The following is a 16,104-nucleotide window of genomic DNA, read 5'->3' on the forward strand; positions in this document are numbered from 1 at the left end:
GTATTAATCCTTCTTACCAAAAATTCGCTTAAACAGCCCTTTTTTCTCCTTTTGTTCGCCATTGTTCTTTTCAGAGTCTTTTGGTTGCTTAATCTCCTTTCCTTCTTCTTTACTGAAGAGGTCAAAAAACTTGTCCATTACATTTTCCTCCCGAAAATCAGGGCAGTCAAAATCTGACATTTGCTTGGAAGATAATGGCTCAAAGCTGGCCCAACTGTATGTTTTTAAATTTGGATTGCGGTTTACACTTTGCATAAACTTGCCAAAAATTGGTAAAGCCATAGCAGAACCACTACCATAAGTTCCTGTTTTGAAATGCACTGCCGGACTTGAAGCACCAACCCACGCTCCTGCCACCAATTTTGGGTTATAACCAATAAACCAACCATCAGTATAGTTTTGTGCAGTTCCGGTTTTCCCGGCAAGGTCATTCCGTAAGCCATACACATTACGAAGTTTTGTTCCGGTTCCCTCATTTACCACAGCCTGAAGCATATAATTCATTTGGGTGGCAACCTCCTCGTCAAACACATAAATTGTTCTGGACACACCACGCTTCTCATATAAAACTTCACCATCGGCTGTTTCAATCTTACTAATCATGTAAGGCTCTACCCTCTTGCCTCCATTGGCAAACACACCATAAGCGCGCACCATATCATATAAACTGATGCTTGCAGTTCCCAAACTTATAGATGGGTCGTTTGGAATGTTTCCACTAATGCCCATCTGATGCGCCATGGAAATCACGTTTCCTATTCCCGCCTCAAAAATGGTTTGCACAGCCGCCACGTTCACCGATTTGGCCAAAGCCGCCTTCATGCTATAAAAGCCTCCATAATTATCATCATAATTTCGTGGAGTCCAACCTTCGTAGTTTTCATAAACACGCTGCGTATTTTCAATATAATCGCAAGGCGAAGCACCTTGGCTCAAAGCTGTGGCGTACACTACAGGTTTAAAAGTAGAGGCAGCCTGCCTTTCGGCTAAAACGTGATCGTAAGGCAAAAAGCGATGGTCAATACCCCCTACCCATGTCAGCACTTCTCCGGTTTGTGGTTGCATGGCAAAAAAGCCGCTGTTCAGCAATCGAACGTAATACTCCACAGAATCGCGAATGTTCATCTCTCTCACCGTGTCTCCCTGCGGGGCGTACAATTGAACAGGATGTTTTTCATTGAGATAATAATTTAAAGAATCATCGGAGAGCTTGCGCTTCATCAGATTTTTATAAGACCTGCTTCGCTTCAACTCATTGTCAAAAACACCAACCTGGCTACCCCAAGGTTTTCGATTTCCCCAATGTCTATCAAATAAATTTTGAAGTTTACTCATGTGAGACTTCACAGCTTTTTCAGCATAAAGCTGCATGTCGGCATTAAGGGTGGTGTAAATTTTTAAACCATCAGCCTCCAAGCTATACGGTTCACCATTGGCATCTTTCAGGTTTTCAATCAGCTCTTTGGCTTGCTTTTTTACATGAACCAAAAAGTAAGGAGCCTTCGAGTCATCGGCTACATTATTATATTCCAGCTGCAGCGGAAGTACCTTTAAAGAGTCGTACTCTTCTTGCGAAAGATAGTCGTAGCGGTACATTTGGTGCATCACCACATTTCGTCTGCCCATAGAATGATCCGGGTGCAAACGAGGATTATAGTAAGTGCTGGCTTTGAGCATTCCAATTAGCACGGCCGATTCTTCTACCGTTAGGTCTTTTGGTTTTTTGCGAAAAAAGCGATTGCTGGCCGCTTCTATTCCGTAGGTATTGTCAGAAAATGGAACGGTGTTGAGATAGAGTTCCAGAATTTGTCTTTTGGAATACATCCCTTCCAGACGAGTAGCCAAAATGATTTCTTTGAACTTATTTACGGGCATACTCAGAACGCCATGATTCTTGCGGCCGTACAGGTTTTTGGCTAGCTGTTGTGTAAGCGTACTTCCTCCACCAGCACTTTCGTCTTGTAGTAAAATACTTTTTACAAGCACCCGAACCATGCTTCGTTCGTCTACACCTTCATGCTCATAAAAGCGTGCATCTTCGGTGGCAACGAGTGCATCCAGCAAATGCTGTGGAAGGTCATCTACTTTGGCATTGGTGCGGTTTTCCGTAAATATTTTTCCCAGCACCTTATCATCGGCAGAATATACCACGGTAGCCGTAGCATTGCGAATTTTCTGCAAATCATCTTCTGACGGAAGAGGCCCAAATATTTGCCACTTTACAGCATAAAAGAAAAGTACAATGGCCAGCACTCCTAATACAAAAAGGCTGGCAAGGGTTATTAGAATTCTCTTCAGAAAACGTTTGTTCATAATCTGTATGTTAGCGAGAGTAACCCAAAAAGTGCAAAATTGATCAGATGCGCTTCATTTGATCTTTCAACATCTTGATTTGATCTTTCAACATGCCTCTATCGTCAAGCTTTTTTACTTCGGTAAGAAGCACAGTAGCTTCTCTTTTTCTCCTTTTAGCTACAGCGATACCAGCAAGCTGAAGCTTAGCCATAGCTTGGTCGTGCTTTTGGCGAAGACCTGTAGAAAGCGCCTTGCGCATCAGCGATTCAGCTTTACCAATTCCGGTTTGAGATTGAATCATTCCCTGCAACATATACCAGTAAGCCAACTGACCTTGAAGTAAAGATTGCTCAGGATTTTTAATTCTATTGAGTGATTTTTCAGCTTTGGCCATATCGTTTTTACGCAAGTACCAAAATGCCAAAAGCATATTTTCGTTGCGGAAATAGGTGAGCAATACCAAGCCAGCAAGCAATACCAACATAATACCGTTTCCGATGTTTCCTTCTACAAATTGCCAAATGGCCAATCCGAAAAACAAGGCTGTAAGAGCAAGCCTAATGATCTTATTTAACATGTGCTATTCAAAAAATTTCGGGCAAAGGTAAGTTATCGGAGAGGATTAGATTGATTGATTTGAATATTTACGATGTGGGATTTTTGATTTGGGATTGAATGGAACACGGATGAAGCGGATAAAGCGGATTGTCACGGATTGCACTAATTTCACGGATTATATTATAAGCCAATTCTTCTTGTCTTCTTTGCTCCTTGGCGGCTTTGCGTGAAATAAATCGCGTTCTAAAACTTACACACCAATCTCAAGTTCAGCAATCTTCCCGTAAGATAATTAGGCACAGCATAATCTCGGGCGGTAGAAATATCCTTTACCCACAGGTAGCTAATGGTGTTGTTGGTTCCAAAAAGGTTGAATACTTCCAGGGTTACATACATACTTTTGAAAGCGCCCCAAAACTTAGATTCGTAAGTGCGACTTTCCAAAATAATGTCTTTGGTAAAACCAAGATCCACTCTACGATAAGGAGGTAATCTGTATTCCCGTTCTTCTGCTGTGGCCTGTGGCGGACCAAATGGCAGACCCGTTCCAAAAGTAACTGTACCGCTTACTCGGAATGTAGGGTCGCGTGGCAAATAATCCTGGAAGAAAATCTTAAAGTTTAACCGCTGGTCGGTAGGACGTGGTAAGTAACCCACGCCATCACCTTCTATATCTTCCTGAATGGTCATAAGTGAAATACTAGCCCAACTTTCCACTCCCTGCACAAATTCACCATTAAGGCGATAATCGATACCCGCTGCGTAACCCTTTGAGCTATTTTCTGCAGTGTAGCGAATTCGCACATTGTCCATATCATAAGGTATAAGGTTGTCGAAGTTCTTATAATAAACCTCAGTCACCATTTTAAATGGACGGTTCCATAGTTTTAGCTGATAATCATTCCCCAGTACCAAATGGATGGAGCGCTGTGCTTTGATATCCTCATTCAATCCCCCGGCAATGTCACGCATCTCACGATAAAAAGGTGGCTGATAATAAAACCCGGAGGCCAATCGGAAAACCATATCCTTCTCCCAATCTGGTTTCCAGCTAAAACTAGCACGTGGGCTTATTACATTTTGCTTGTTGAAAGTCCAATAATTGGAACGGAGACCAATATTCAAAAAGAAGTCGTCTCCCCATCTTTCAAAAAGTTGTGAACGCTCTACATAAGCCATCACACGGTAGGAAGTCAAGTTTGCACGGCTATCATAGCTTTCGAATAGCTCTAAGTTTTTTTGCACAGAATCCACAGTGTAAATCGCCACTGGGATTGTATCATTAACATAGCCCAGCACTCCGTTTACACTTGAATTATGAGGCACATTATAGCCTGCCGAGTCAATCATTTCCCACTCTTTGTAGCGGTCAATAATATCTTCTCCCTGAAACTTTAATCCCCAGCGCCAGCTTACTTCACCTTTATCCCAAAATCCATCATGAGCTACATTCGCTACAATTGCATCCAAGTTATTTCGAGCATAGTTCTGAAAACCTCCAACTCCACGTATGAAAGAAATCTCACCAAAATCATCTGAACCTAAATTGTTGTTTAGCTCACCCAAACTATAAGCAGCAATCACATCAAAATACTCCTGCTCAGTGGTTTGAAACACTGAAGCCGTGTACTTCAATTCCACTTTTTTAGATGGGCGATTTACTGCCGTTAAGGCCCCAAATCGCGTTACAAAATCATAATCTTCTTTTCCATCAAAAAACACATTCAAGCGAAGCGCCTCCTGAAAAGTACCAAAGTCGGTAGTTCTGCTGGTAGGCACAACTTTATACTGGTTTCGGCTATAGTTTCCTAAAAAACTTAGCTCCCACTCATCCGTAAGGTAATAGGTAAGGTAAGCCTGAATATCGGTGTAGCTAGGTTTAAAATCGCCTTCGGTATCTAAAGACCCTAAAAGAAGTTGGTTGGTACGATAACGTGCGCCAACTAATACAGAAAGACGTTTTTTGAAATGAAGATTTTCATAGGTAAGGCCGCCTCCCAAAAGACTTCCTTCGGCACGCATGGCAAACTCCTTGGGTTGACGATAAGTAATATCCAGTACTGAGGCCATCTTATCGCCATAACGAGCTTCAAAACCACCGGCAGAAAAATCCACATTTTCTACCATAGCACCATTCACAAAACTCAATCCCTCTTGTTGGCCATTGCTCACCAAGAATGGGCGGTAAATTTCAATGCCATTTACATAAACAAGGTTTTCATCAAAGTTACCACCACGCACAGAGTATTGTGAACTCAACTCACTATAGCTGCTTACCCCAGGCAATGTTTTAATGATTCCCTCTACGCTCGACCCTGCCCCCACATAGGCATCAATTTCTTTTTTTCGTACCGATACCTGATTGTCAAAACGTGAGCGCTTATCTACGATTTCAACGTTGTTCAAAACGTTTGGCATCAAGGTGATTGACTTATTCAGTGTTAGGCTTTCCCCTTTTTTAATACTAAAAACTGTTGTGTCAGGATTGTACCCAAAGCTGGTAAAATATACAATCTGGTTATCCCCATGCGGGATTTCAATTTCATAGCTACCATCTTCTATGGTCAGCGCGTAAAAAGTTCCGAGAGTCACTTTAGCACCGTCCAATGGCTTTCCTTGCTCATCGGTTACAGTTCCTCTAATAAAGGTTCCTCGTTTTTGATTTTCCTGTGCATGCATCATCATCCCCAATAGAAATAGAGACAATGTGGCTAGCAATCGGTAAAAGCGAATAAGCATTGGCGTAAGTCGTTATCTTGAGGAGTCTGAATCGAAATCTCCTCTTTTGAGAGCTTCAAAGAATTGTGCCCAAGCAAATGGGTTACTTAATGAACCAAGGATGGCCGTACCACCACCTGAGTAATTATTATATCTGCCGTAATTATAAATCTCAGCATTCTTTGCTGCTATCACATAATCTTGAATTTCGGCCGCACTGTAGCCCATTTTGGCAGCACGTGCTTTTAATTCTTGAATGGCGAGATTTCGCATGGCAATATCTTCTTCTGTAGTTGGCACACGAGTAGCCAAAAATTCTTCCTTAAACTGTTCTGGCGTAGGCCAAGGATATAAAGTCACCTCTTGCAGCAAGGTGGTGTCGCGGTTCATTATCACCCGAGACAAATATTCTTTTTCATCCAAAGTATCTGGAATTACCAACGTTTCGGTTCTAAAACCGATGCTTGAAAAAAGTAAAGTATCGCCAGGCAGTACTGCAAAAGAGAAGAAACCTTCTGAATTGGTTGCTGCTCCGCGCTTGCGTTTTTTAACTACAATATTCACGTAAGGCATAAATTGTGGCTCGGCATCTCCCGAAAGCACAATACCCGACATCTGTACAGGATCTTTGGGCTGCTGTGCACACACATCATATGTAGCCACGCACAAAGCAAAAATTCCAAGTATAATTTTAAATCTCATATAAGTCTTCTATGTATCCCTCTCCGAAGAGCATAACGGGAAGATGGCAAAAATAGCATACTAATCTAGAAACTGTTTCGAAGTTTCTAAAAGATAAGATGATAAGTCTTCTCCGTCACATTCCCCTTATCATCACTTACGCTAATACGTAAAACACGTTCCCCGTCCTCAAGGTTCAAGGCGCGAACATCGGTATAAATAAGTCTGTTCTTGGCATCATATTCAAAAAGAACCCACTCCCCGTCTATGGTAACTGAGTAATCATCAATGCCGCTAAGCTTGTCAGAAATGATAAAAGAAAGTCGTGATGCACCGTGTACATTGGAGCCATCTCTAAAATTCACAGGGCTAACGCTTGGTGGAACAGTGTCCACCATTACCGCAAACTCACCAAACTGGCGCGTACGTGCTACTACAAAGCCATTTTCCCAGCGGCCACCTTCGTAGTCATCTAACTTTCCATCTTTAAAACTAGCAATGAATAGCTTGCTCTTATCACCATGATATTCCGCATCAGGCTTTATTTTTAAAGTATAATACTTCTGCACAGGCACCTCACGAGTTGCTATTTCATGAATAAAAGACAGGCACTCACTGCAGGCTGCTTTCTTTTCATACTGAACATAAATATCTGAATACAATGCACCTTCAGGTAACACTACCTGAAAGTTATCTTTCTTAAAAAAGTTAGTTTGAGCATAGTTAAACTTGGGCAAATCCGGTTCTGGAGCTTCTGCCAACTCTACCTCTGGTGGGCTGTACTTTAGTTCAAAGTTGAGTGTGCTCACATTCCCTGCTCTATCACTCACTTCTATATTTACAGGGTAAATAGAATCCGCCACCAAATCTGTAAGCTTCATGCGCTCCTTTACACGGTAAGCCGAAAATTGATTATTTGGCTCCAAATACATTTTGTTAATGGTCCTGCGACAGCAAGCTTTTTGAGCAAAATCTATATGGCTATTGATGTAACGCGTTTCCGCGAAAGCAAAAGTCTCCGCCACAAAATGATAATAGACCTCCTCGCCAATTATCATTCTTATGCTATACACACCATTTTTATTGGGAACCCCATCCAATCTGTCGGTGGTGGTTATCCCAAATGATGCTGGGTTAGAAACCTCTATAAGGCTATTTCCTGTAAGGCTATACACCCCATCGCCTTGGCGCAAAAGGCTGCGCGTGTAGGATGAAACGAGTTCTTCTTTATCAAACTCATACACCTCCAGATTATAAATATCAGGACTACGGCCATCTTTTACATCAAAACCAAAAAGTAAGGGATTGATGATTTTTTCAGTTCGTGTATCTCTTATTTCAAAATGTAAATGTGGGCCACCACTGCCACCACTATTCCCCGAAAGGGCTACTAAATCACCCTGCTTTACGGGAAACACTTTGGCCAGAGGAAAAAGTTCAACTTCAAAAGATTTTTGTCTTTTTTGCTCCTCGCGGATAAAAGCCTGAATGGTATCATTAAATCGCTGTAGGTGCCCATACACCGAAGTGTATCCATTGGGGTGAACTATATACAAGGCATTTCCGTAGCCGTAAGGAGATACTTTGATGCGAGATACAAAACCATCAGCTACCGCTAGCACCCGCTGCCCCTCACGTCCACCAGTTTTTATATCAATACCCGCATGAAAGTGATTGGTACGCAATTCACCAAAAGTGCCTGACAAAAAAAGAGGCATTTCTAGTGGTGAGATGAATTCATCTTGTGGATAATCCTGAGCATTTGCCAGAAATGAAAACAGAAATAATGCAAAAAATGCCAGTGGGCTGCGTTGCTTCATATAGTCTTTATGAGGAAAGTTCCAGATTTTGGTCAAAGATAATAACTTGCAAATGCCTGTATAACATTAGGATGATGATATTATTAATGAGGTAAATATAATTCCTTGATAAACTCATTTCGGTTCTTACCTTTGTGAAACAGTAAATGTGGTTTTATGACAGATGTTCATCAGCGGCTTGGCCATATTGAGAAATTAATGCACGCATTGATTGATCAGCACGAAAAAGCTAACAATGACTTAGAATCATTGGAGCAAAAGTATAAGTTGCTTAATGATGAACTGGCGGAGAAAAGTCAAAAAATACAAGAACTGGAAGGTGAATTGAGGGCGGCTAAAATTGCTCGGGGAGTTGCTTCAGGAAGTGAAGATACCGAACTGGCAAAAGCCCGAATCAGCACCTTAGTGCGGGAAATTGATCGCTGCATTGCTTTGCTCAATGAGTAGATGATATATAAAAAAGGTTGAAGGATTATTTAAAAATAAAAGTATCCATTGCTGATCGTGTGTACCCTCTTACGATAAAACCGGAGGAGGAAGAGCACATTAGGTCAGCCGCCAAAACAATCGAAGGCATCCTGAAGAAATATGGAGACGGATATGCCGTTAGAGATAAACAAGACCTACTAGCCATGTGCGCTTTACAACTAGCTTCGCGGCTAGAGCGCAATAAGGGCAAAGAGCTTATTGATGCTAATGATGTGGATGGAAAACTACATCACTTGCAACAATTACTGGAAGCAGCAACCAGATAGAAAAGACGTTCATTAACATAAACTTTTTTTCCCGCATCGATTCTTAGAATTTGCTAAACTCAACATTAATATAATAGGAGTTTGGCTCAGACTTTCTAGGTCAGGCCTCCTTTGAGTGGAAGACCGAAATTGTTTGGTAAACTCCGATCTTGTCTAACTGGGGTTTAGACAAAGCTTTGAATGGGTGCGGGTTTTTTATTTTTTAACAACAAGTGTACAAATGGAAATAACTACAATAATAGTAGCCGTTGCCGCCTTCTTGATAGGAGGTGTAGTGAGCTTTTTAGTAGCTCAAAATATGCAGAAGAAGAAAGCTTCATCAATAATAGTGGAAGCTGAGAAGGAAGCAGACAATATCAAAAAAGACAAGATACTACAGGCCAAAGAGAAATTTTTGGAATTGAAAGCTGAGCATGAGAAAGTAATAAACAAACGTGAGCAGAAACTAAATGAGCTTCAAAACCGTGTAAAAGATCGCGAGGCTAAAAACAACCAGCGATTTGAGGAAAATAAGCGTAAGGATCGTGAGCTAAACAACCTTAGCAAAGACCTGGAGCGCAAAATTGAAATAAACGAACGTAAGACAGAAGATCTTGAAAAGATGCACCGCAGACAAGTGGAGCAACTTGAAGTGATTTCTGGCCTAACGCCTGAAGAAGCTAAAAACCAGCTGTTGGAAGCTTTGAAAGATGAAGCTAAAACTGAGGCCGCATCCTTCATTCAGGATACTATGGAAGAGGCAAAAATCACTGCCGGGAATGAAGCCCGTAAGGTGGTAATCCAAAGCATTCAGCGTGTAGCTACTGAGCAAGCCGTGGAAAACAGCGTATCCGTTTTCAATATTGAAAATGATGATGTAAAAGGAAGAATCATTGGCCGTGAGGGTAGAAATATCCGTGCCTTAGAAGCTGCTACTGGTGTAGAAATTATTGTAGACGATACACCTGAAGCTATCATCCTTTCGTGCTTTGACCCCGTTAGAAGGGAGATTGCCCGATTGGCTTTGCACAAATTGGTAACGGATGGTCGTATTCACCCGGCACGTATCGAAGAAGTGGTTGCCAAAACCACCAAGCAGATTGACGAAGAAATTTTTGAAGTAGGTAAGCGTACCGCCATCGACCTTGGTATTCATGGGCTTCACCCAGAACTTGTGAAAACTGTAGGTAGAATGAAATACCGCAGCAGCTACGGACAAAACCTATTACAGCACAGCCGTGAGGTAGCCAACCTTTGCGGAATAATGGCTGCAGAGCTGGGACTCAATGCCAAGATTGCAAAACGTGCAGGACTGCTTCACGATATTGGTAAAGTGCCAAGTGAAGAAAGTGAATTACCACACGCTATCCTAGGTATGAAGTGGGCTGAGAAGTATGGTGAAAAACCAGACGTTTGTAACGCCATTGGTGCTCACCACGATGAAATTGAAATGACCAACCTCATCTCTCCTATCGTTCAGGTGTGTGATGGTATTTCTGGTGCTCGCCCTGGTGCAAGACGTCAAATTGCCGAGTCTTACATCCAGCGATTGAAAGACCTTGAAAACCTGGCTATCTCTCAAAATGGTGTAAGCAAAGCTTACGCGATACAAGCGGGTAGAGAGCTAAGAGTAATGGTAGATTGTGATAAAGTAAGTGATGCTGAAGCGGCCAAAATATCCTTTGACATCAGCCAAAAAATACAAAATGAAATGACCTACCCTGGTCAGGTAAAGATTACCGTAATACGCGAAACCCGAGCGGTAAACGTAGCGAGGTAAATAATAGGGAGTCGGAAATTGGGAGTAGGGAGCCTCACCATTTCGAACCTATTTGAAGAAAAACTGAAAAGCCGGAATGCGAGAGTGTTTCGGCTTTTTTTTGTTTTATGTCTCGTCCTGAAATAAGTTGACACAAATTGGACTTATTATGTCAAGAAATTCAGGATCAAGTAAAAGGCGCAGTCAGCGTGATTACAACATGGGCTTTAAACTGGCGGTGATCAGCCAGGTAGAAAAAGGCGAAATGACGTATAAACAAGCTCAGAAAGCCTATGGTATCCAAGGTAGAAGTACGGTTTTGGTTTGGCTCAGAAAACATGGTAGCTTAGACTGGAGCAAACCTTACCTACACTCCATGAGCAATCCCAGACGAAAAGAAACCCCGGCCCAAACCATCAAACGCTTAGAGCGCGAGCTATCTGATGAACGTTTGAAGAATGAAATCCTTAACATAACGATTGATATGGCGGATAAAGAGCATGGAATTTCTATCCGAAAAAAGGTATTACCCAAACAATCTGGCGCATCCGGCAACAAAAGCAAGTAAGCCTTACCCACAGTTGTCGTTTGTTTGGGATTAGCCGTCAGGCCATCTATCAGGCTCGTGCAAGAGCTTTAAATCGAGCTGATGAATTAGCACAACTCAAGCCTATGGTACTGGCCATTAGGATGCGTATGCCCCGGCTGGGCACACGAAAACTCTACTATTTGCTTCAGTCGGATCTGAAGAAAATGGGAATCAAAATAGGTAGGGATGCTTTCTTTGACTACTTGCGATCAGAACACCTGCTGATCCGGCCAAAGAAAACCTACACCAAAACCACCAATAGCAAACACTGGTTGCACAAGCATCCCAACCTACTTAAGGAGCATAAGGTAACCCGTCCGGAAGAGGTTCTTGTCAGTGATATTACCTACGTAAAAACCAGGGAACGCACCCATTACCTTTCTTTGGTAACCGATGCCTGTAGCCGAAAAATCATGGGGTACCACCTAAGCGAAGACATGGCCGCAGAGCAGGTGGTCAAAGCTTTGAAAATGGCTATGAAACATAGGCGTAGTCAAGCTCCGATGATCCATCACTCAGATCGAGGACTTCAATATTGCGCAGCCGTTTACCAAAATGAACTTCAAAAACATCAGGTCACCCCTTCCATGACGGATGGATATGACTGCTACCAGAATGCCTTGGCTGAAAGAGTTAATGGAATCCTCAAAAATGAGTTCCTGATAGAAACCTGCAACACAGCTAGCGAGCTACAGTTGCTGATAAAACAGTCCATTGAAACCTACAACAACTTGCGTCCACACCTAAGTCTCAACTATAAAACACCTAACTTTATACATGAAAAAACCCTAGAAGCTATAGCTTCTAGGGTTCATTAAAAATCTATTTAAAAACCGTCAACCTATTTTAGGACGTGTCATTATTTATACTTTGATAACTCTTGATTTACAATTAAATGACAGAACATTTCACAGGAAGCCTTATGTATGGAGATGAGTATGGTGAAGATGTAGGCCAGGAGGTTCTGTTTGAACTAGAGTTGGAAAGAAGTAATTCTGAATTTTCAGGAGTTTCTAGAGACATTTCAGGCTTTGGGGTAAATGAATCGCCAGCTTTAGTCAAAGGCTCTCTTGTAAATGATAGAATATCTTTTATCAAACAATATCAGTCTTTCCATTATGCTGAAAAGCAGACTTCATCAAATAGATTTTTAAAAGGACCAAAAATACTTTACAACGGAACTTTGGATCAAAACACAGGGGAGTTTTACGGGACGTGGAAAATGCCTGCGAAGACATTATTCTTTGGCCTAATCAAATTAACGTACCCCTCCAGTGGATCTTGGAGAATGAAAAAGACAGAGGATTGAATTTGAAAAAACAAATACTGGTACAAAAAAAGACAATGCGCCATTCAGGCTGAATGAATAAACGAAGTGTCTCTTCCTATCCCACCAAAACCTCCAGCGCCTTTTTAATCATCCTTTCAACAACCTCATCCCCTTTTTCAGAAAATTGGCCTGTAGCACGATTGGCCAATATTGCCGAAATACTAACCGCCTCATGCCCCAGTAAAGAAGCTAACCCATAAATACCTGCGGTTTCCATTTCAAGATTGGTAATGGGTACACCAGCAAATGTGCTACTGCCCAAGAGGTCTACAAAGTCAGAAATACGAGCTTGTGCATTTACACTTCTACCCTGCGGAGCATAAAAACCGGGTGCCGTCAATGTAACCCCTAATTTATCGGCAATAGGCGAAAAACTATTTACCAATTCGCTATTTGCCATAGCTGCATAAGGGCGTGGCAAAAGTTTCCACTTTTCGCTTTGAGCTATTAGCTCGTCTATTTCTTCCTGACTTTCATTCCAATCGTAAAAGTGCATGAGGCCATCCAAACCAATGGCTGCGGAAGAGATAAGAATAGAATCAACTTTCACATCAGGGCGAACAGCACCACTTGTGCCTAATCGGATAAACTTATAAGGTGTGCTCAAATCATTGGCCAACACTTTTAGCGAATGAAGCTCATTAATCACAACATCAATATTGTCAGTACCGATTCCTGTAGAAATTACCGTGAGCCGTTTCCCCGAAAGGGTACCGGTGTGCGTTACAAATTCACGCTTCTGCGTTCTAAAGTCTACACTATCAAAAAGTGCAGAAACTTTAGAAACCCGATCTGGGTCACCTACGGTAATAATTGTATCACTCACATCACCAAGTTTTAGTGATAAATGATACACACTACCATCATTATTTAGAATCAATTCTGAACTATTCACGCCTTTATCTCTTAATTTGCATATTATTATACATTTGTGAACAAATTAAATCAAAATGGCTGACAAAACTCCTGTAATTCTTGTACCAATGGGCTTTTCAGAGCAATCTATTCAAGCTCTGGACCAAGCATTAGTTTTCGCAAAAGCGATGAAAGCATCTATACTTTTACTTGCTATAAATAACAATGATATTCACCTTAGAGAAATATTTGGTGTAAAAGACCGCAAGGAGGATATACATGATAAGCTGGAAGCAAAGTTAAACTCTATTGCAGCAGAACACAGTGCCTCATCTGGTGTAGCTATAGAAGCTATGCTTACCGAAGGTGTAGTGTATGAAGAAATTGATCGCGTAAGCAAAGAGAAAGATGTGGACCTAGTGATAATGGGTACCAACGGAAAGCCTCAAAACCTTAGAAAGCGCTTTATTGGTAGCAATGCCTTTAGAACTGTAACTTTAGTTGATCCTCCCGTAATTACTATTAAAGGGATAAGAAATATTAGCTCTATCAAAACCATTATTTTCCCTTTGGTATTAGATAGAAGATCGAAGGAAAAAGTTGGCCCCGCCCTTCACTATGCTCGTCTTTTTGGTGCAAAAATCAAAGTGGTTTCTGTACTTATTGAAGAAGACAAAGAGAAGGTTCTTAAGGCTCACCTTAAGCAAGTGGAAACCTTTATTAAGGATCACGGTATTGAATGTACTTCGGAGATTATTAAGCCAAGCAAGCAACAAAAAGGAATTGTACGCAACACCCTTAAATATGCTTACGAAAATGAAGGTGACCTAATGATCATCACAGAAGACAGCAAAGAGCGTGACTTCACCGATTTCTTTATTGGCACCGATGTACAAGCAATGATTTATCACTCAGAAATTCCTGTGATGTCCATCACCCCTAGTGAGGTGAAATGGGCCGCTATGTGGGAAAACATGTAGTACTTGCTTCACGCAAAATATTAATAGAGCACTTACTCTATTCTGGCAACAGGATAACGTAGGTGCTCTTTTTCGTAGTAAACACTGTTCTCGTAGATAAATTTTAAAGCCGGATAGCTATTGCTTAGTAACTCCGGATTTTTCTCTTTCCATTCTTCAAAAGCAGTCTTTAAGTCTTCATTATCTTTTAAAAGTTGCTCAGCTGTTTCTTCAAATACGTAAGGTGAAAAATGTTCCTTTTGCTGAAATATCTCATCATAAAAATTCCAGCGTAAGTAACTGTCCACAGCTTTGGGCTCTAGCATTGAAACAATAAATCGGATATTTTTCTGCTTTGTTGGCACAAGGTAATCCCCTGCTAAGAAAGCCCGTTGTTGATACTTTATTTCCACTTCCATATCCCTTAGCGGGAAATGCCCTTCATAAGGATAGTTTGAAAACTTAGGGTTCTGAATGTAATACGAGTTCACGTTGATGATGGTGTCACTTTTCAAAGGCTCCATTATAACCCCATTTAGCTGCAAGCGATAAGCAACTTCGCGCCAAGCCCGAGGGACTACATAATACGCTGGCAACATTGCACTGTCCGCTGTCTTCCAGGTGTTGTAGTATTTGATATCAAATGTTTTGGGCTTGCTCCCATCATACTTTAGTCGTTTTGAGCCAGAAATCATGCTCTCGGGGTAACTGTATTCATAACCTTTGAATTTTCTAAGCTCATATTTAGAAGAATCTAATGTCCAGTTTATGGCAAACTGATTTTGCTGTTGATCAAACTCAAATGCTTTCTTCTTGGCTTCTTTTAAATCACTGGAATTATCAGCGACATACTTATTCATAACGTGCAAAAAAGCCAAAGTACTTGCAACTCTATCCTTGTATGGTTTCAACATATGAGTTTCTGTGATAAAGCCAATGGTATTAAAAAGTGTAGTATAGCCGCTGGCATAGCGAGGAGTTTCTAAAAAAGCTGCAAAACCTTTGTCAGGTGTGTTGCCAAAAACATTTACATAAGGTGTCATTGGCCAGCCCTTCTTGTTCATTTGTTTGTACAAAAAGGGTTCTAAATCTTTAGTAAGTGTTTCCGCTAAAACTGGATTCAGCTTATCTTTTTGCGTGCTTATCAAAGTCATGGTATATTGATAATCGGCACCATTGGAAGTATGTGTATCAACAAAAATGTGGGGTTGCAAAGCTTGAAATATTGTGTAAAAAGAAATTGTATTGAGTGCATCTGCTTTTACAAAATCTCTATTCAAATCTAAGTTTCGAGAATTGCCCCTAAACCCATGCTCCTCCGGCCCGTCTTGATTGGCTCTGGAAAACGAACCTCGGTTAAGGGCACCTCCAATATTGTAGACAGGAACAATGGCAATCAACACATCATCTAAAATCTTCTTCTGCAAAATTTCTCTAGCAAAAATTATTGAGGCATCAATGCCACAGCTTTCTCCAGGATGAATTCCGTTGTTGATCAAAACCACCGCTTTATCATTGGCTATATCCTGCAATGTGGCATCATCCTTCATAGGGTTTGACCCAATCAAGAATAAATGCAGTTTCCTCCCGCTATCCGTGGGACCAATTTCTACTAAAGAGGCATTTTCATTTTCAAGTGCTAGTTCCTGATAAGAAGAAATAACCTGATCATAGGTCAAACTTATTCCATCAAGATACAGCTCACTAAGTTGTGCTAAACAAGTGGTACTGGTTAGTCCACTGATTATCCAAATCAAAAAAAATCTCATACAATGTATTTTAGGGAGCTTAAGTTAGCTAAATGCC

Annotated in this window: 13 protein-coding genes; 6 read left to right on the forward strand and 7 right to left on the reverse strand. The window is 41.2% G+C overall.

The genetic code is table 11. The features are described from left to right. Positions 1 to 3: 3 nt before the first annotated feature. From OWEHO_RS06280 to OWEHO_RS06300, 5 genes are all read right to left on the reverse strand, one after another. The gene (locus OWEHO_RS06280; protein ID WP_014201634.1) at positions 4 to 2,313 is read right to left on the reverse strand and encodes a penicillin-binding protein 1A; all 2,310 of its coding nucleotides are present in this window, start codon (positions 2,311 to 2,313) and stop codon (positions 4 to 6) included. A 43-nt stretch (positions 2,314 to 2,356) separates the two neighbouring features. Next, positions 2,357 to 2,872 carry a tetratricopeptide repeat protein gene (locus OWEHO_RS06285; protein ID WP_014201635.1) on the reverse strand — a complete coding sequence of 172 codons (516 nt, stop codon included), beginning with the start codon at positions 2,870 to 2,872 and terminating at the stop codon, positions 2,357 to 2,359. Between the two features lie 224 nt (positions 2,873 to 3,096). Next, a complete protein-coding gene (locus OWEHO_RS06290) occupies positions 3,097 to 5,592 on the reverse strand; it encodes a TonB-dependent receptor (RefSeq protein WP_014201636.1) in 2,496 nt (831 codons plus the stop codon). A 12-nt stretch (positions 5,593 to 5,604) separates the two neighbouring features. Next, a complete protein-coding gene (locus tag OWEHO_RS06295) occupies positions 5,605 to 6,273 on the reverse strand; it encodes a carboxypeptidase-like regulatory domain-containing protein (RefSeq protein WP_014201637.1) in 669 nt (222 codons plus the stop codon). 86 nt (positions 6,274 to 6,359) lie between these two features. After that, complete coding sequence (locus OWEHO_RS06300) at positions 6,360 to 8,108, reverse strand: M23 family metallopeptidase (protein ID WP_083827978.1); 1,749 nt, start codon at positions 8,106 to 8,108, stop codon at positions 6,360 to 6,362. 120 nt (positions 8,109 to 8,228) lie between these two features. Here OWEHO_RS06300 and OWEHO_RS06305 point away from each other — a divergent pair, with 120 nt between their 5' ends. The 5 genes from OWEHO_RS06305 to OWEHO_RS06330 all read left to right on the forward strand — a co-directional run bounded on the left by OWEHO_RS06305 (position 8,229) and on the right by OWEHO_RS06330 (position 12,463). Next, complete coding sequence (locus OWEHO_RS06305; RefSeq protein WP_014201639.1) at positions 8,229 to 8,519, forward strand: hypothetical protein; 291 nt, start codon at positions 8,229 to 8,231, stop codon at positions 8,517 to 8,519. Between the two features lie 17 nt (positions 8,520 to 8,536). Then, a complete protein-coding gene (locus OWEHO_RS06310; protein WP_014201640.1) occupies positions 8,537 to 8,827 on the forward strand; it encodes a cell division protein ZapA in 291 nt (96 codons plus the stop codon). Positions 8,828 to 9,047: 220 nt separating this feature from the next. Beyond that, on the forward strand, positions 9,048 to 10,586 hold the full coding sequence (rny, locus tag OWEHO_RS06315; RefSeq protein ID WP_014201641.1) for a ribonuclease Y: 1,539 nt from the start codon (positions 9,048 to 9,050) through the stop codon (positions 10,584 to 10,586). 148 nt (positions 10,587 to 10,734) lie between these two features. Continuing rightward, a protein-coding gene (locus tag OWEHO_RS18195) for an IS3 family transposase (protein ID WP_407635930.1) occupies positions 10,735 to 11,972 on the forward strand; the annotation gives its coding sequence in 2 pieces (ribosomal slippage) (positions 10,735 to 11,107 and positions 11,107 to 11,972; 1,239 coding nt in all). Between the two features lie 77 nt (positions 11,973 to 12,049). Further along, the gene (locus tag OWEHO_RS06330) at positions 12,050 to 12,463 is read left to right on the forward strand and encodes a hypothetical protein (protein ID WP_014201642.1); all 414 of its coding nucleotides are present in this window, start codon (positions 12,050 to 12,052) and stop codon (positions 12,461 to 12,463) included. A gap of 76 nt (positions 12,464 to 12,539) precedes the next feature. Here OWEHO_RS06330 and OWEHO_RS06335 read toward each other — a convergent pair whose 3' ends face one another. Then, entirely contained in the window at positions 12,540 to 13,379 is an 840-nt protein-coding gene (locus OWEHO_RS06335; protein ID WP_014201643.1) for a nucleoside phosphorylase, read from the reverse strand. Between the two features lie 55 nt (positions 13,380 to 13,434). Here OWEHO_RS06335 and OWEHO_RS06340 point away from each other — a divergent pair, with 55 nt between their 5' ends. Continuing rightward, the gene (locus OWEHO_RS06340) at positions 13,435 to 14,319 is read left to right on the forward strand and encodes a universal stress protein (protein WP_014201644.1); all 885 of its coding nucleotides are present in this window, start codon (positions 13,435 to 13,437) and stop codon (positions 14,317 to 14,319) included. Positions 14,320 to 14,351: 32 nt separating this feature from the next. Here OWEHO_RS06340 and OWEHO_RS06345 read toward each other — a convergent pair whose 3' ends face one another. Next, entirely contained in the window at positions 14,352 to 16,067 is a 1,716-nt protein-coding gene (locus tag OWEHO_RS06345; RefSeq protein WP_014201645.1) for a M14 family zinc carboxypeptidase, read from the reverse strand. Positions 16,068 to 16,104 lie beyond the last annotated feature (37 nt).

This window comes from Owenweeksia hongkongensis DSM 17368, from assembly GCF_000236705.1.
Classification (GTDB): domain Bacteria; phylum Bacteroidota; class Bacteroidia; order Flavobacteriales; family Schleiferiaceae; genus Owenweeksia; species Owenweeksia hongkongensis.

Excerpts from the sequence above, each read along its gene's own strand:
- OWEHO_RS06280 (WP_014201634.1), bottom strand. The coding sequence starts at position 2,313 with ATGAACAAACGTTTTCTGAAGAGAATTCTAATAACCCTTGCCAGCCTT.
- OWEHO_RS06285 (WP_014201635.1), bottom strand. The coding sequence starts at position 2,872 with ATGTTAAATAAGATCATTAGGCTTGCTCTTACAGCCTTGTTTTTCGGA.
- OWEHO_RS06290 (WP_014201636.1), bottom strand. The coding sequence starts at position 5,592 with ATGCTTATTCGCTTTTACCGATTGCTAGCCACATTGTCTCTATTTCTA.
- OWEHO_RS06295 (WP_014201637.1), bottom strand. The coding sequence starts at position 6,273 with ATGAGATTTAAAATTATACTTGGAATTTTTGCTTTGTGCGTGGCTACA.
- OWEHO_RS06305 (WP_014201639.1), top strand. The coding sequence starts at position 8,229 with ATGACAGATGTTCATCAGCGGCTTGGCCATATTGAGAAATTAATGCAC.
- rny (WP_014201641.1), top strand. The coding sequence starts at position 9,048 with ATGGAAATAACTACAATAATAGTAGCCGTTGCCGCCTTCTTGATAGGA.
- OWEHO_RS06330 (WP_014201642.1), top strand. The coding sequence starts at position 12,050 with ATGACAGAACATTTCACAGGAAGCCTTATGTATGGAGATGAGTATGGT.
- OWEHO_RS06340 (WP_014201644.1), top strand. The coding sequence starts at position 13,435 with ATGGCTGACAAAACTCCTGTAATTCTTGTACCAATGGGCTTTTCAGAG.
- OWEHO_RS06345 (WP_014201645.1), bottom strand. The coding sequence starts at position 16,067 with ATGAGATTTTTTTTGATTTGGATAATCAGTGGACTAACCAGTACCACT.